This window comes from Phosphitispora sp. TUW77, from assembly GCF_048453025.1.
In the GTDB taxonomy this organism is placed as follows: domain Bacteria; phylum Bacillota; class Thermincolia; order Thermincolales; family UBA2595; genus Phosphitispora.
Genome location: NZ_CP156677.1, coordinates 1,548,930 through 1,565,338 on the forward strand (window position 1 = coordinate 1,548,930; position 16,409 = coordinate 1,565,338).

A 16,409-nucleotide genomic window follows, 5' to 3' on the forward strand; every position below is an offset into this window, starting at 1 on the left:
AGACGGGGACCTTTCCGAAGATTCCCAGACAAATTCTCAAACAATTTCCATACTTCTTAGTAAGGCAGGCCTATAAGAATAGTATGAGAAGAATATCCTCTTTAAAAGTTTATCCTTTTGTGTCGGCGAAATAGTTTTAGATTTTGCCAAAGAAGTTAAAAGACATGATTTTTCGGGTTTTACCAACAAATAAATCCTGGGGGGGCAAAAAGTAAAGGGGCATCCTATTTATAAGATACCCCCTAACAAGGCGTATTAGCTCTCCATTTTTCCTTAAGCTGAAGCAGCCTTTCGTCCATTGAAAACTTTTTTTCCTCCTCTTTTGTACTTTCTGCAATACTCACTAAAGGCTTTTCCGGCATCAGTACACCTGTTTCATCCAACTCCTCCAGAATCGCTCGGGCTTTCTGATGATTTGGCAGCATCCTCAAAGCTTCCTTAAGGTGTTTTATACTGAGCTCTTTTTCGCCCAGACTTTTATAAGAGCAGCCCAGATAATAATGTGCTGTTCCATTATTCTTGTTAATATCCAGTGATTTGTTTAAACTTGCAATGGCCTCCCAGTATTTTTTTTCTCTTAGATAAGCCACCCCCAGGTTCTTCCACAGATGGGCCAGTTTGGGTGCTATTTCCACAGCTTTCTTGTGCATCATAACGGCATCACTGCCCCGCCTCATTTTAAGGTAAATCCGGCCCATCTGATCATAAACATATTCCAGCTTTGGATTTATCTTAGCCACCTTTTGCAGTGTTTCCAATGCCTTTTTATAATATTTCTTGCCTGTATATGCCAAACTTAACTGGTACCAAGCAAATTCAAAGTTTGGGTTAAGTTCCAGGGCCTTATTCAGGGCTTCAATGGCTGCATTCCAATTTCCCAAAGAATTATACGCTTTTCCCAGACAAAAGTGTCCTTTTCCGTGCTTTTCTTCCAGGGCAACCAGTTTCTCCAGATAAGAAACCGCATCTTCATACCTTTGTTGTTCACATGCTATGTATCCTAAGCGATACAACGCCTGGACATAGTTTGGGTTATAATACAGGGCGTTCTCAAAAGATTTAACAGCATCTTCCATCCGCTTTGACTTCATATAGGAATAACCCAGTCCGTAATGTGCCAGATACATGGAGGGATCAAGCGCAAGAGCCTTAAGATAGGAATCAATTGCCTCCCTGAACATTTCAGTCCTGGTATAGGTATACCCGAGCCTTAATAATGACCATATATCCTTGGGATTGTTTTCTACAGCCTTCAGGTATACTTCTATCTGTTCCTGTATGCTGCTGAAATCATCTTTTTTCAAAAACAACCCTCCCGCAAACTACCATTTACTTTTAAACTTATGATATAATCTTATATTTATGACTATATCTGTATCTGGTTAGCCCGCGTTTGGACAAAAACATGTTAACTTGTTCTGATTTCTATCCTGCTTCCTATTCCATCTTGCTGTGCCGGAATTATTTCCAGGCAGCGGGGCATCCTGTTTCTTAATTCAGGAACATGTGTTATCACACCTACCATACGGTTACCATCATGGAGCTTTTCCAGGGTGTTGATGACAACCTCCAGTTTTTCCTGATCCAAAGTACCAAAGCCCTCGTCAAGGAAGAAGAAACCAAGTGGGTACTGTCCCTTTAGCTGAATCTTTGATGACAAGGCCAAAGCCAAGGCCAGAGAAGTGAGAAATGTCTCCCCTCCTGACAAAGTATTGACAGGCCGCCTCTGTGAGCCACTATAATCATCTCTCATCACGAAACTTCCATCTTCATCAATTTCCAGACTGTACCTCTGTCCGGTAAGAGAGCCTAGTCTAAGGGAGGCTTCAGCAGCCATGTCCCTAAGGTGTTCTTCAGCAAGAAACTGGACATATTTCCTTCCTTTCAGGAGACTTGCCAGTTTACCGGCCAATTCCTTTCTGCGCTCGAGATAATCCTTCTCCTCCCTAAGCTTGTTCCATAGACAATGTTTCTCGTTTAAGACTGCCAGTTGATTTCTTAGCGCCCCTTCTGTCCCTACACACTCTTTGTATTCAGCTGATAATTTATTCAGGATTTCCCGGGCTTGGTCTAATTTGCCACAGTCAAATTCTTCATTCCCTATTTTATCCCTAAGACCCTTTATCCCTTTATCCAGATAGTCCACCAGCTTATCATATTCATTTATCTTATTTTGTATCTTGTTGCGCTCACCCTGGTCAATAAGATACTCCCTGAGTTTTGTCGTATTCTCAAAACCTTCATTGGTAACCTGGGCCTGAAGTTCACTGCAGAGCTGATTCAAATTGTCACTTAAGGCGCTCATGCCTGCAGCTGCTACAGCCAGTTCCTGGGCCATTTGCCGTTTCTCATTCTGCAGCAATTCCCAGATTCTCCTGGCTTCGGTCAATTCTATTTCCAGCAAGGAAATTTGTTGCCTTACCGTTTCTTCGTAGATAGCGGCTGTTTTCCCTCCGGTAATTTCATTTAATCCGTTTTGCTGCTCAGATAAGCTTTTGTTTGTGGCTTCCTGCAATTTTTCCAGTGAGGCTTTTTGTGCAGCCAATTCCCTGTAGCTACTCCTCAATTCAACAAGTTCTGTTTCAGCAGCCTTAATATTTTCATCAGATGCTCTGATTTCGTCATCCAGGAATTTAATGTTTTTCTCCGCATTATCCAAAATATTTTTTGCTTTATAAACCTTTTCCCTGTCTTGGTACAGGTCACCTATCAAACCACCCAAAAAGTTGGTTTCAGCTTTTGCAGCATTTTTTTCAAGGTGTGTAACCGCTGCTTTAAATTTGGCAACCGCTCCTGCTAAAATCAGGGTTTTTGTTTCCCTATTGGGCAAGTATTCTATTTTGATATCTTCAATACTTTTTTTGTAGATATTATATTCTATTCCGGCTTCCTGCTGCCATTTGAGGAGTTGTTCCAGTTTTTCTCCGGCCTTCGATACTCTGTCCCTGGCTTCATCCAGTTTATTGTTATCCGCAGCAGTTTCTGATGCCGGAAAGGGATGATGCTGAGACCCGCATACAGGACAAGGTTGTCCAGTCCTTAGCCGGTTTGCCAATTCTCCTGCCATATTTGCAGTCATTACCGTTTCCATGTATTCATCGGCAATGCGTTTTTCCCCAGAAGCTTGTTTGACAACTTCAGCAACCCGTTCCATCAGGTACAATAAACCTTTTTCGTCCAGGTTAGTGTCCGGGACTTCCATATTTTCTGACAGTGTTTTCAATATTTTCGCTGTCTGAACAGAAACTGCCTTTTGTTTTCCGGCAAGGACAGTACCCGCTTCTATCTCCTGTTTTTCCGCTGTCTCAAGTTCTGACAGCGCAGATAAGGATTTTTCCAGTGCACCGCGACACTCAAGAATTCGTGATAGGTCTTCACGTTTTATCTTATATGATTCGCTTTGCCCCTTGGCTTTTTCCAGAATTTCTCCCTGTTTACTGCCCTTATGAAAGACCATGTCCATTTGACAGGTTTTTTCCTCAATATCTTTTCCAATTTTTAATGTTTCTGCTTCTAATCTGGAAACCTGTTTTTCATATGCCAGCGCCATAGCAGCCCGCGGCAGTTCTCTTTCCTTTAAATCATTGATTACCGGTTCTTTTTTTTCTGCAGACTGCAGCCTGTTTAATACCCCTGCTTCCTTTTTCTCGGCTTCTGCCAGATTTTCTTCAAGCCGGTTCAAAAATTCACGGGCATCGGCAGTTTTCCGGATAAGTTCTTCCTCCTGCTCCAAAAGCCTTCGCATAGGTTCTGCCTTTGAAGCCTTATCCAGCTTCTCCCGCAGTTTATCAACTTCCGGCTTTTCGGTATCCAACCTCTGTTTTTCTTTCATCATTACTTCAAGCTCGCTGTGAAGTCCCGCAATTTTCTCCAGTTCCCGGAATTTGTTTTCAGCGTTCTTTCTCAACAAATCCTGTTGCAATACTAACTGTTCCTGTCTTTTCAGGTCTGCCTTAAGCACTTCTATTGCTTCCTTAGATGCTTCACCCAACTGTGCCAAAAGTCCCTTATTGGTTTCAAGCTTGCTCTTTAATTCATTTTCCAGGTCAGTCACTTTTTTTGATAACTGCTCCCCATATCTCTCCAGCCTCAATATGTTTTCCAGCATTCGAGCGCGCTCACCGCCGGTTAGTTTTAAAAACTGGTCGAATTTGCCCTGGGGAACAATTACTGCCCTTGAAAAGTCCTCATAAGACATCCCAAGAAGTTCCGTCATCTTGGCATCCATGTCACCCGCCTTATCTGCCAGAACAGAACCTGATGAGGCCTGCAGCAGCCTAACGTTCTTTATTTTAATTGAATCTGAGTCATGCCTGTCCCTGTAATATAATCTTTCAGCAAGATATCTTTCACCACCCAGGGAAAATTCAAAGGAAACAGCCAGTCTGTCCTCATACTGGTTCATTATGCCGCGTGTCCCGTTTTTGGCCCTAGTCACTTTTCCATAAAGAGCCAGGGTTATCCCGTCAAGTATAGTGGACTTTCCTGCTCCTGTCGGTCCAAATACCCCAAAAATACCGGCAGCGCCCAACTTCCCAAAATCAATTAGCTGTTCTTCACGATAACTTTGCAGTCCCCTGAATTTAAGTATCACTGGCTGCAATAGCATCACCTCCATCAAGAAGTTCCAGGAACATGTCCACCAATTCTTGTTCAGGAGCTGAACCTGTTTCCCTGGCAGCAAACATGCGGAATTTTTCTTCTGCTGAAAGCTGCGACAGCCGCTGCACATTACTATGTTCTTGAATGTTAACCCCTGGAAGCAAAACGCGGATACTGATAACTCCAGAATGCAGCTTCCTTAGGTCAACCACCTGTGAGGCAGCAAGCGGTTCTACAGACTCAATCTCAATTTCAACCCACAAATGGCGATTCTCTTCGGATTGGCACCAACTGTAAGCATCCTGATAACAGGAAAACCTGAGGGAACGCAGAGGCCGTCCGCTGGCCAGACTTATTGAGCCGACTTCTGCTGGGCTTCCCGGAACTATATCAATTATGACTACTTCCTTTTGCCTGTCAGCCTCTGAAAAACTATAACAAAGAGGTGAGCCTGAATACCTGCAAGGTACTGAGCTGCCGCCCACTTTCTGGGGACGGTGCAGGTGCCCTAATGCCACATAATGGGCATTAGCCGGCAATGCCGACGGTTCAACCACATAAGCTCCGCCTAACTGTATCTCCCGTTCCGATTCTGACCCTCTGCCACCCAGGACGAACAAATGACTCACCGCTAGGTTTACTGTATCATCCCGAAAATGGACCTCCCCCTCACCAAAAGCTAATCTTACCCTGTCCGAATAGGCTGGCTGCATATCCTTATCCTCAAGTGAGTTAGATAATATCTCATTGAGCCTCTGTTCTGACGGGTATGGCAGAACTACTATGATTGCATGCTCCCGGCACCCCGGAACCTTAATCTCAGCCCATCCGGGACCTCCGTTAACCAACCCGCCCCCTGTTATCTCTTCACCGGGATAACCATAAAGATAAATGCCGTGTTTTTGTGCTATAGGATTAGCGGCATGAAGCCTGTCCGGACTATCATGATTTCCGGCGATGACAACTACCGCCCTTTGACCGTTTCCGGCAAGCCGCTCCATAGCATCATAAAACAATTCCTCTGCTTCTGCCGGCGGGTTATAGGAATCAAATATATCTCCCGCAATTAATATCAGGTTAACTCCGTTATCATCAACAATAGAACAAAGTTCATCAACAAAACAGCGCTGCTCAGGGATCCTGCTCCTGCCTTCCAAGGTACGGCCAAGATGCCAGTCAGAAGTATGTAAAATTTTCATTGTCTAAGACACCTCCCCTAACACTGTACTTCACTACCTGCTGTAAAAAAGTAAAGATATTTCTCCTTCACCGGTTTCTTAAATATCCGTTCCACTGCCAACCCATACAAATTCAATTGTCCCATGTACTTATTGGCCGCTTCCAAAATTCTTCCCGGAGCAACACTGTCTGTCTTGTAATCAATAAGAACATAGCCATCAGCTTCTTCAATTAAGCAGTCTATAATACCCTGGACTATTACCTTTTCCTCGTTTATATCACCAAAATCACCTGCTGCAGAATATATTTCGGATATCGGCAAGGCTAAAGTAAAAGGCAGCTCCCGTTTGACCCTTAAGGCTGATTTCAACTTATGCCCCAGGGGTCCTCTGAAAAACTTCAGCAGAACATCAATATTGACTGATACCGCCTGTTCATCTGTTAGCAGCCCGGCTTCCTGCATTTTCTGCACCTGCCTGACAACAGAATCACGGTTTAACTCTTCTTCCAGTTTCATATGCTGCATCACCAGGTGCATTGCCGTACCTATTTCCGCTGCGGACAAACCGGAGTGCTGCTGGATAAATTTTGGTCTGATCGCCGGCATATCTGACATTTTTTCAATCATTAGATCTGCCCCAGTTTCTTCCAGATCCGCTGTAGCAAACCTTTTCTTTAATTCGGTAACTGAAGCCTTCGCAGGTATACCGGCAAATATTTTATAGGGATATTTCCAATTAAGGCACTTTTTCAGAAATTCCCCATATTTTTGGTCAACTGCAACCGGTTCCATATGCTTCACTTTTTCCAGTTGTTCTGCATACTCACAGCTCACTTCCGGCAGAACCTGCTTGGATACGTTTGGCCCCGGGAAAACTATTTCCCACCTCGTAGAATCAGTAAGAAGCGGAAAATCCTCCTCGGTTTGGGGAGACATTTTTCTCAAAGCGATACCATCGGGATGCCTTGCTAAAGCCGGTCCCAACCAGTCAAGACAGTTTCTGGCCAATATCAGTGAATTCTCAGGAAGAGAGCACTGTTTAGAGCCGGCCCTCCGCGCCGTTTCACACCAGCAATGAGATGCCTGAGGAAGAGTTTGCACTGTTCCCACTAAGACCAGCTTTTCCCTGGCCCTCGTGAGCGCCACATACAATATCCGCATCTCCTCAGCAAGAAGTTCATTTTTCAAGGCAAGCCTAATAGCATGCTGAGCAATTGTTGGATAGGTCAAACGCAGAACTGGATCTACCACTGGAAGCCCAAGGCCCATTTTCTTATGGAGCAGTGATTTTTCACTGAGGTCTGAGGTGTTAAATTGTTTACCCAACCCAGCAACAAATACTACAGGGAATTCAAGTCCCTTACTCTTATGTATACTAATAACCCTTACAACATCTTCATTCTCACCCAGTGCCCCTATTGTTCCAAGGTCACTACCCGTGTCCCGGAACCGTTCAATAAACCTGAGAAACCTGAAGAGACCCCGGAAACTGGTAGCCTCAAACTGACAGGCCCGGTCATATAAAGCACGCAAATTCGCCTGGCGCTGAGCGCCTCCGGGCATACCGCCCACATAAGCAAAATATCCTGTTTCGTTGAGCAGCTTCCAAACGAGTTCTGAAAGGGTTCCCCTTCTTGCCTGAGTTCGCCAAGTATCTAACTTCTCCAGAAATACCTGCAGTTTTATGCCTGAACATGTGCCGGATGCGGCACATGTTCGCACTGCATCATAATAGTCTCCTGTACTGTCATAGGCTCGTACAATGGCCATTTCATCAGCGGTGAGTTTAACCACCGGAGAACGCAGTACAGCTGCCAAAGGGATATCCTGTCTTGGATTGTCTATCACCTTAAGGAGTGATAACATAGTCTCCACTTCAACAGCTTCAAAATATCCTGTGCCCAGGTCAGCAAATGCCGGTATTCCCATTGCCCTGAATTCTTCAAGAAATACATTTGCCATATTCCTTGTAGTCCTGAGCAGAACGACAATGTCGCGGTGCTGTACCGGCCGATAATCACCTAGTTTTCCATCAAACACATAAAGTCCCTGAGCACCGTCACTTTTACCGCCCAGGACCATTTCCCTAATTCTCTGTGCAATTATCCGCGCCTCCCGCTGGACAGCATCCAAGTCTTCCGGTTCACTTTCAGTTTCTATGGAAACATGATTCTTTTCGAGCAAATATACTTCAACAGGATTTTCAGCCGCTGTAGGAACATTAGCTGCACAATCAGGATACTCCGCTCCGGGTACCAATTCCGCTTTCTCATCATATACCAGTTTATCCATGGTTCCGGTCATCACCTGTCTGAAGATAAAATTGACTGCAGCCACAACTTCCCGGCGACTGCGGAAATTCTTGGTAAGGTCAATTCCCCTGTCAGGCCCCCCTTGGGAACGTGGATAGCGGTAGTACTTCTCCAGAAACAAATCAGGCTCTGCCAGGCGGAACCGGTAAATACACTGTTTAACATCCCCGACCATAAACCGGTTGGCAGCACTCTCCCCTGTTCCACAGACCATATCTAAAATTGTTTCTTGGACTTCGTTGGTGTCCTGATACTCATCGACAAAGACTTCGGTATAATACTCCTGTATTTCTAGTGCAGCTTCAGAAGGAATTATCATTCCGGGTGCCGATGCCGGGTTCATCAATATTTTCAGGCAGTGATGCTCCAGGTCGGAAAAATCGACCAGGGACCGGTCAATCTTGACTTTGGCATATCGTGCCGTGAATTCCACAGTTAAATCAGACAACCTTTGCACAAGTGGTGCTATTAATACAAGATTGGCAGTCAATTCTGCCCCCGGCCGCGAGAAAAAATCGTCCCTGATTCTATTGACTGTCTTTTTCACTTCATCGCGGCAGTTCTTAACTTTATCACGCAAATATTCATCAATATCAGTTCCCTTGCAGGGTTTGAGCTTAGCAAACGTCGCGTTGCTAATTTCATGGAATAGTGAATCCCATGAAATTGCGGCGGCTTTCAGTAAATCATCGACTAATCTGATATCATCAGTGAGGTTTTGCAAGTAAACAGCAGGGCCGCCGGGTAGGGATGCCGTCCTCACCGCATCAATCAAGATGTCATGACACCCTGTAAAGAGCATTTTTACTGATTCCATGATTGCCTTTCCCCAATCAAGGGCATCCGGGGGTCCCCCCTCTGATGCGGCCAGATACTTTTCACAAATACCTGCCAGCCAATCTTCAGGCCATGGATTACTGTGCGAAAACTCATAAAGCTTCAAAACCATTTCTTGAAGAAAGCTGTCATCCTTTAAACCGCCATAAGCATCAACCAGTTTAAGGAAATTCTCATCTGCGTTCTCATAACTATCTTCAAATAACTCCTCCAGCACCTCAAGACGCAGCAGGGCCGCTTCGTTATCATCAGCTATCCTAAAGGCTGGGTCAAGGTCAGTTTTATAAAAATACCGGCGCAGGATATCGAGGCAGAATGAATGCAGGGTAGTAATCGATGCCCTGTTTAACAAAGTAAATTGACGCCTTAAGTGCAGGGAATCAGGGTTCCTGTTGAGTTCGCGGGATATCGCGGCACTTATCCGCTCCCTCATTTCAGCCGCTGCCGCCTTAGTAAAAGTCATCACCAGCAGCTTGTCCACATCAACAGGATTGTAAATATCAGTTATCTGCCTGATAATCCGTTCCACCAGCACAGCGGTTTTTCCTGAGCCGGCCGCTGCAGAAACGAGCAGGTTACATCCTCGTGCGGTTATAGCCTCATGTTGTTCTACGGTCCATTTTGAAGAGGTCATGATTTATCTCCTTCCCCGCCGGCTATGGATATCAGCTTCCAAACTTCATTTTCCGCGATAGAACGGAAAACCCTGAAATGATTTCCGTCCATAAGAATATCAAAACTGCAAACTGATTTGAAGCGGCAGTACCAGCAGGCATTTTGGGCCTGCATCTTAAAAGGAGTAATATCCACATTACCACCTAGTACTTCTAATCCATACTCCTGAAACACTGTCTCTATGTAACGACACAACAGTTCAAATTGCTGTTCTCCAATAACAGAGGCGCTGCTGCTAAAAGTCCCGTCTTTATTAATCCTCACCGGAAATAAGTCCGAATATCCTTGTTCTGTCAGTCCATCCATTAACCTGAACACATCCCTGTCATTTAAAAACAAACCCTTCATCTTTAATTTTAAAGCTACTGCTCTCTCAGCCTCTTCAGGTGTCATTGGCCCAGGAACTTGCAGCAAAGGGTCAGCAACGGTGAAGTACAAAATCCCTGCCGGTTTTACCGGATAGCCCTGGGAATTGGTTTTATTAAAATACTCCAGCGCCACATGTAGATAAGTTACCAACTGCAAATTTAGGCCATAATAAACTTCTGCAAGACTTAGGCGGTGATCTCGAGATTTGTAGTCAATAACTCTTAAATATATGCCATTTTCTGAAACCGCCTTGTCAATCCTGTCAATACGCCCGACAAGTTCCAGGGTGTCACCTCCTGGAAGCCTGACAAGCTTTGCCGGCATCCGGCATCCCGGCCCAAATGACATTTCCAGTTCACAGGGCCTAAAACTGCTGCGGCGCGCGTGCTCAGTAAGGACCAAAGCAGCCCTGTTCACTGCCATTTTGAGTTTTCCCGTCAGATAACGGTATCTAGCACTGCTCAAAAGAATTTCATTTTGCAGTCCTGGCACCAGTTCATCAACTATTTGCTCACTAAGGGTTAGACATGCCTCCTTGCTCATATTCCCCCAGTCATCCCTATCCCTCTCCGCCTCATGTACAAACATTTTCAAGGCTGTATGAAAAAGTTCCCCAATATCGGGAGCTTGAAGACGAAACAACTTTCTTTCCTTAAGCTTCAGTCCATAAGAAGAAAAATGTGCAAAAGGGCAGGCCATAAACATTTCTACTCTGGAGACACTAGCCTTGATATTTTTTCCATAAAGCATACTACTGGTATTTCTGCTGAGTTTCTTTTCAGTGTTGTCTGCAAACACAGCTTCGATGGCCTGTGCTATATGACCCTCAGTGTCACTTGTAACAAAGAGGTTGTAAAGCTCCCACCAGATGCCGTGAATAGGCCTTCCAGACACGACTGCACGGAGTCTTCCGGCAAGATAAGACTTGGCTCTTCCTGAATACACCAGAAATTCCAAGCCTTCTGCCTCACTACCCAGAAATGGTTCAACCTGAAAACTGTCTTCCCTTACTTCAGGAAGCAGTTCTCTAATTCTGGATATAACCGGTGATGCCCCCATAGCCCGGCCCTCATCATCAGCCAGCGGGTAACTGATCCATAACCGCTCACTGGCCCTGGTTAAAGCGTTATAAACAAGAAACTGTTCCTCAAAACACCTTTTACGGCTTCCTGGTGATAAGGCAATTCCCGCCAGCTCCAGCTTTTCTCGTTCAATATCATTAAAAATACCTTCATCAAAAATCCTGGCCGGTAATACCCCTTCACTAGCTCCCAATATAAACACGTTTTTAATGTCATAATTACGAGAGCGGTCAAGTGAACCAACTACTACCTGATCAAGACCAGGTGGTATCATTCCAAGTGTCATGCCGGCAAAACCGGCTTCCAGTATTTCTGCGTAAGTATGCAAATTAGTTTGCTCATCTCCCAAAACTTCAACTATCTCATCAAACAAATTAATTACATTTTTCCAAACTTGAATATGTTCTCTGGCAGATACAGTGTTTCCCGCAGTTTGTTCTGTTTCAGTCCATCTCTTTATCGTATTCCCGGCATCCAAGTCTTCCAGCAGTTCATATAAACAAACCGTTATCTCCCGAATATTTCCAGCAGTTTTAATTTTACGGCAAAAAGCGGCTAACTCAGCTGCTGCCCTTCTCCTGGTATGGTTAACTAGTTCCAGGTCCGCTTTGTCTTTTTCAGTCAGCTCCCTGTCATCCCCTAAGGCATCCTTTTTTTTAAAAGACCACTCCTTATCATCCATCCACCGGGATCCCCTAATACCATGGGCCAGCACATAATTTTCCAAAATATAGATATTCTCCCTGTCAACCGGAACCAGGTCTGTTTTCAGGTATCGGAATACCGGCTCATACGCCCAGTTCTTTACTACAGCTTCTAATGCAGAACGAATCAAATCAATCAGTGGATGGTGCATTACTTTTCGTTTATGATCAACAAAAATAGGAATATCATGGTCTGTAAATATTCCTGTTATCAAGTCATGATACATTTCCACTTCTCGCAGCAAAACGGTAATATCACGCCACCGTCTGCCTTCATCCCTTACCTGGCGGATAATTTCCCGTGCGCTGGCTTCAACTTCGGCCCGTCTGTTGGCAGCAGCAACTATTCGGACATTTCCTTGTTTTTGATGATATTGCGGCGCCGGATAACTATAAAAATATTTCTCAAGATGGGCCAGGTCACCTGCCGAACAAAAACGCTGTGGCGGCTCACTACAGAAAATGACCGGTTTTTTTGTTTTTGCTTGCAACTGTACCCCAATCTTTTTAAGTTTATTATAAATATCCCATACCGGATAGAAAACATCGTTTTCTGTAAGTTCATCTTCTGCACCCATTGGGTCTATACATAGGCTTATATTCACTGATTTAGCCGACCGTAGAATTGCTTCAACTACTTTTAGTTCCTGTGGAGTAAATCCTTTAAATCCGTCTATCCAGAACTCAGCCTGATTAAAAGTTTCAGCACCGGAAATCTTAGCTGCCAAAAGGTCCAAGTAATCATCGGGGTCTGTGTATCTGTTTTCAAGTTGTTTTTCCAGTTCTCTATATAAAAGAGCCATATCATTTAACTTATCTGTTAAAAGTAAACCTTGTTTCACCAGTACTAATGCTGCATTTTCCAGTTTATCGGGTGATATCAGATATGTCTTCATTTCTCCGATACTCCTGGCAAGACTATCCGGAAAACCAGTACGTCCGGCAATACTCCCAAACACTCTTAATTCATGCTTATGTTTTTCTAAAAGTTTACGCAAAATCATGCGCTTACCAAGTTCACCCACCGGTATACAAGCTGCCCCCCCGGTCTCCAGCAGAACCCTATAAGCAAGCCTTCGGAAACTCAGCACCTGTGCTCTTATAGAGCCTTCCAAACCAAGTTTGGCTGACAGATAATATTCCGTTTGGAATGTTGCCTGTTCTGGCACTAATATAATTATTGGAGAACCGTCCCCGTTCTTTTTCAGTTCTTCTTTTATGTTATTCAATATATATCTCGTCTTCCCGGTACCGGCTCGTCCCAAAATAAAACCCAGTTCCAAACCCTCCACCTCAACTTTCAGTTTGAGGAACAATTCGCCGCTTAATTTAATTATTCCTTTGCCATAAGAGATGATTAATCACACCTAAACTTACATTAAACATAAAAAAACCGCCCCCTATTGACGGGCAGTTATATGCTTCATAAATTTATGCTGAACATTTCACTGCGGAAATAATTTTCTAAAGACCCTAACTGTTCAATTTTCCCACTGCTGTTAAAACCGTAAAACTCCTTTCTTCTGGTGCCAAATTCATTGGTGCACAAGGCCTCTTTTAGTTCTAAGGGGCTTATTCCCTGAATTAGGTTAGTGCCTATATCAATTTTTGGATTTGAACCCAAAGGCGCTATTCGTGCCAACCCAATATTATTTTCAAAGGCATATCTTAGTGCAGACCTGTTAAAAGGATATCTTGAAGTAATAAATGTTTTTCTGATGTTTTTCTCTGAAATGTCAGCCATACTAAGCAGAAAGCTTTTAAGAGTGTCCACTGTAACAATCTTATCATCATTACAGTTGATTAACCAATAATTGTAAGCTGAAGTTCCATTCATAGAAATACTGTAAAGCTCTGCAATAACATTAAATTGTATACAAGCTGATGATTTTATTTCATTAATATAAAAACCTTGGTGTGAATCCAAAAATGATTCACCAAATGCTCTTCCCTTAAAAGCCACCTTTAGTGCCGATAATACCTTTGACTTCAAGTCCATGAAATCAATCCTTTTTTATACACACAGCAACTGTTCTATTGGCTCACCTGTGAACAAATATAGTCATAAATTTCCTTGGTTTCTTCCTTATTAGCTGAAAACGTTTTTCCAGTTTCTGCGGTAAAATAATGTTTTGTACTACCATCCTTAACAACTAACCAATACAGAGGGCTTAAAGGCATAACTTTGCCAAGCCAGACCACTTCAAATTCATTTGCGGCAACAGATAAATTATCAGGAATTCTCCGGCCTTTGTAACCTAAATATTGAACCCCTTCCGGCGTTATTGTCAGTATCCCGCTCCCGCAAATCTCCATTAATCCCGCAAAAAACGATGCGCGTCTTTTATGCCTGACCGCAAAGGCCATCAGAGAAATGAGTTCCGGATTTTGAACAAGCACGTTTTTCTGAATATCTCTTATAAGATTTCGCTTGGTCCTAATAAATATATATACTAAGATAATTGCGAAAATAATCAGATATACTAAAATTGCTTCATAAGATAAAGCTAATAAATATAGCCTTGAAGAGTACAAGTTTATCTCATCTCCGTTTATAATTATTTGCGGTATCAGGAAACTTATTGTTTATGGTTATCCTTGAATTATTATTACATATTTTTTTGTACTCTTCCTATAATAAAGTTTAAAATGCAGATTTCAAGGTGTAAAATGCGGGATTCATGGACTGAAATACATTGTACTCAACTGTGTTAATGTTTTTAATCAAGGCGTTTGTTTAGCCTGATTATAGAAAGGCCAAGAATAAATATAGCAAAAGCAGTCAATATAATAATATCCTTCCACAGAAAAGTAAAACCTACCCCTTTTAATATAATGCCACGCAAAACTTGCATAAAATAAGTCACGGGCAAAGCATAACCAATTACCTGAATGATCTGGGGCATCGACTCCCGCGGGAACATAAATCCCGATAAAAGCACACTGGGAAGTATAATGGCAAAACCTATTTGCATTGCCTGAAGCTGGGTTTTGGCAACTGTGGAAACAAACAGCCCCAGCCCAAGAGCACCCATTAAAAACACCAAAGAAAAAATCAACAATTGTATAATGCTCCCTTTAACCGGCACATTAAACCAAAACATACCGAATCCAAGTATAATTAACACATCTACAAAGCCGATTGCAATATAGGGTATCAACTTGCCGATTATTAGTTCTGCAGGCTTTACCGGTGTTATAATCAACTGTTCCAATGTCCCTCTCTCACGTTCCCGAACCATGGCAAACGCCGTAAGAAGGATTGTAATGTTCTGCATTATAAGTCCAATCAAACCCGGGATATTAAACTTCAAGCTCACCATGTCCGGGTTATACCAAATCCTGTATCTCAGGTCCACAGCAGGCTTAAGGTCGGGATCTATTCCTGCCTGCCTGATTGTCTTTACTTTAATATCATAAGATTCTTTCTGTGTAATTACTTGTGCTGTGGAAAGCGCAGTACGGGCTACCAAAGGGTCAGACCCATCAACCAAAAGCTGCAGCGTTGCCTGTTCGCCACGATGAAGCTTAATGGCATAGTCAGAGGGAATTATAAGACCCACCCTGGCATCACCACTGTCAAGAAGATGGTTTATTTCATCGTAACTTTCAACATACAGGTCAGGGTCAAAATACCCGGTATTTTTAAAAACAGTAACCATCTGCCTGCTTTGATGGCTCTTGGACATATCCAGAACAACAGTTTTTATGTGTTCCACATCTGTAGTTACCGCATAACCAAAAATCAACAGCATCATTACCGGCAGCACAAAAGCCATAGCTAAACTGGGCGGGTCTCTTCTAATCTGAATTATTTCTTTTTTTATAATTGAAATTATTCTGCGTATATTCATTATCTTCACCCTTTATGGAAATAATATCTCCCTCTCAAACAATTCCTTTACCTTGTTTAGCTCCTGATTCCCCACAAAGGAAATGAATACATCCTCAAGAGTTTTATAGCCAAATTCTTTTTTAAGCTTTTCCGGAGTCCCATAGGCAGCAAGCATACCATTATGAATAAAACCAGTGGTATCACATAGTTCAGCCTCATCCATATAGTGAGTGGTCACAAATACTGTAATCCCTGAATTTGATAAATACCTGATAATTTCCCAGAAAATCCTCCTGGAAACCGGGTCAACACCTGCTGTAGGTTCATCCAGGAACAGCAGCTGCGGCCTGTGCAGCAATGCACACCCTAGTGCCAACCTCTGTTTCCAGCCCCCTGACAGCATCCTTGCCTGAAATCCTTCCCTGCCGTCCAGGCTAGCCAGTTCAATAACCTGGGAAATTCGCTTTTTTTGCTGTAAACGGTCCAGACCGTAAACCCCGGCGTAAAACTTCAGGTTTTCTAAAACTGTAAGTTCTTCGTATAAACTAAACTTTTGTGACATATATCCGATATTTTGCTTTATCTGCTCTGCCTGGGAATATATATCGAATCCCAATACTTGCCCGGCCCCGGAACTTGGTGTCAGAATACCACACAGCATCCGAATCGTAGTTGATTTCCCAGACCCATTGGGACCTAGAAAGCCAAATATTTCACCAGGTTTTACAGCAAAGGAAATCTTGTCGACCGCAACATGGTTTCCGAATCTTTTGGTCAGTTCGTTTATCATAACTGCATTTTCCATACATATTC

At 43.3% G+C, this 16,409-nt stretch carries 9 protein-coding genes; all 9 read right to left on the reverse strand.

Annotation, left to right across the window (positions count from 1 at the left end):
- Window positions 1–242: 242 nt before the first annotated feature.
- Window positions 243–1,304 carry a tetratricopeptide repeat protein gene (locus ABFY19_RS07340; RefSeq protein ID WP_418790008.1) on the reverse strand — a complete coding sequence of 354 codons (1,062 nt, stop codon included), beginning with the start codon at window positions 1,302–1,304 and terminating at the stop codon, window positions 243–245.
- A gap of 104 nt (window positions 1,305–1,408) precedes the next feature.
- Complete coding sequence (locus ABFY19_RS07345; protein WP_418792557.1) at window positions 1,409–4,594, reverse strand: AAA family ATPase; 3,186 nt, start codon at window positions 4,592–4,594, stop codon at window positions 1,409–1,411.
- Entirely contained in the window at window positions 4,584–5,801 is a 1,218-nt protein-coding gene (locus ABFY19_RS07350; protein ID WP_418790009.1) for a metallophosphoesterase family protein, read from the reverse strand. Before ABFY19_RS07350 ends, ABFY19_RS07345 begins: the two co-directional genes overlap by 11 nt.
- 17 nt (window positions 5,802–5,818) lie before the next feature.
- The gene (addA, locus tag ABFY19_RS07355; protein WP_418790010.1) at window positions 5,819–9,565 is read right to left on the reverse strand and encodes a helicase-exonuclease AddAB subunit AddA; all 3,747 of its coding nucleotides are present in this window, start codon (window positions 9,563–9,565) and stop codon (window positions 5,819–5,821) included.
- Entirely contained in the window at window positions 9,562–13,044 is a 3,483-nt protein-coding gene (addB, locus tag ABFY19_RS07360; protein ID WP_418790011.1) for a helicase-exonuclease AddAB subunit AddB, read from the reverse strand. The genes addA and addB overlap by 4 nt, the downstream gene beginning before the upstream one ends.
- A gap of 140 nt (window positions 13,045–13,184) precedes the next feature.
- Entirely contained in the window at window positions 13,185–13,760 is a 576-nt protein-coding gene (locus ABFY19_RS07365; protein WP_418790012.1) for a hypothetical protein, read from the reverse strand.
- Window positions 13,761–13,795: 35 nt separating this feature from the next.
- A complete protein-coding gene (locus ABFY19_RS07370; RefSeq protein WP_418790013.1) occupies window positions 13,796–14,296 on the reverse strand; it encodes a hypothetical protein in 501 nt (166 codons plus the stop codon).
- A 185-nt stretch (window positions 14,297–14,481) separates the two neighbouring features.
- Window positions 14,482–15,615, reverse strand: a complete 1,134-nt coding sequence (locus tag ABFY19_RS07375; RefSeq protein WP_418790014.1) for an ABC transporter permease — start codon at window positions 15,613–15,615, stop codon at window positions 14,482–14,484.
- A gap of 12 nt (window positions 15,616–15,627) precedes the next feature.
- Complete coding sequence (locus ABFY19_RS07380; protein WP_418790015.1) at window positions 15,628–16,401, reverse strand: ABC transporter ATP-binding protein; 774 nt, start codon at window positions 16,399–16,401, stop codon at window positions 15,628–15,630.
- Window positions 16,402–16,409: the final 8 nt, after the last annotated feature.

Excerpts from the sequence above, each read along its gene's own strand:
- ABFY19_RS07375 (WP_418790014.1), bottom strand. The coding sequence starts at position 15,615 with ATGAATATACGCAGAATAATTTCAATTATAAAAAAAGAAATAATTCAG.
- addA (WP_418790010.1), bottom strand. The coding sequence starts at position 9,565 with ATGACCTCTTCAAAATGGACCGTAGAACAACATGAGGCTATAACCGCA.
- ABFY19_RS07380 (WP_418790015.1), bottom strand. The coding sequence starts at position 16,401 with ATGGAAAATGCAGTTATGATAAACGAACTGACCAAAAGATTCGGAAAC.
- ABFY19_RS07350 (WP_418790009.1), bottom strand. The coding sequence starts at position 5,801 with ATGAAAATTTTACATACTTCTGACTGGCATCTTGGCCGTACCTTGGAA.
- ABFY19_RS07365 (WP_418790012.1), bottom strand. The coding sequence starts at position 13,760 with ATGGACTTGAAGTCAAAGGTATTATCGGCACTAAAGGTGGCTTTTAAG.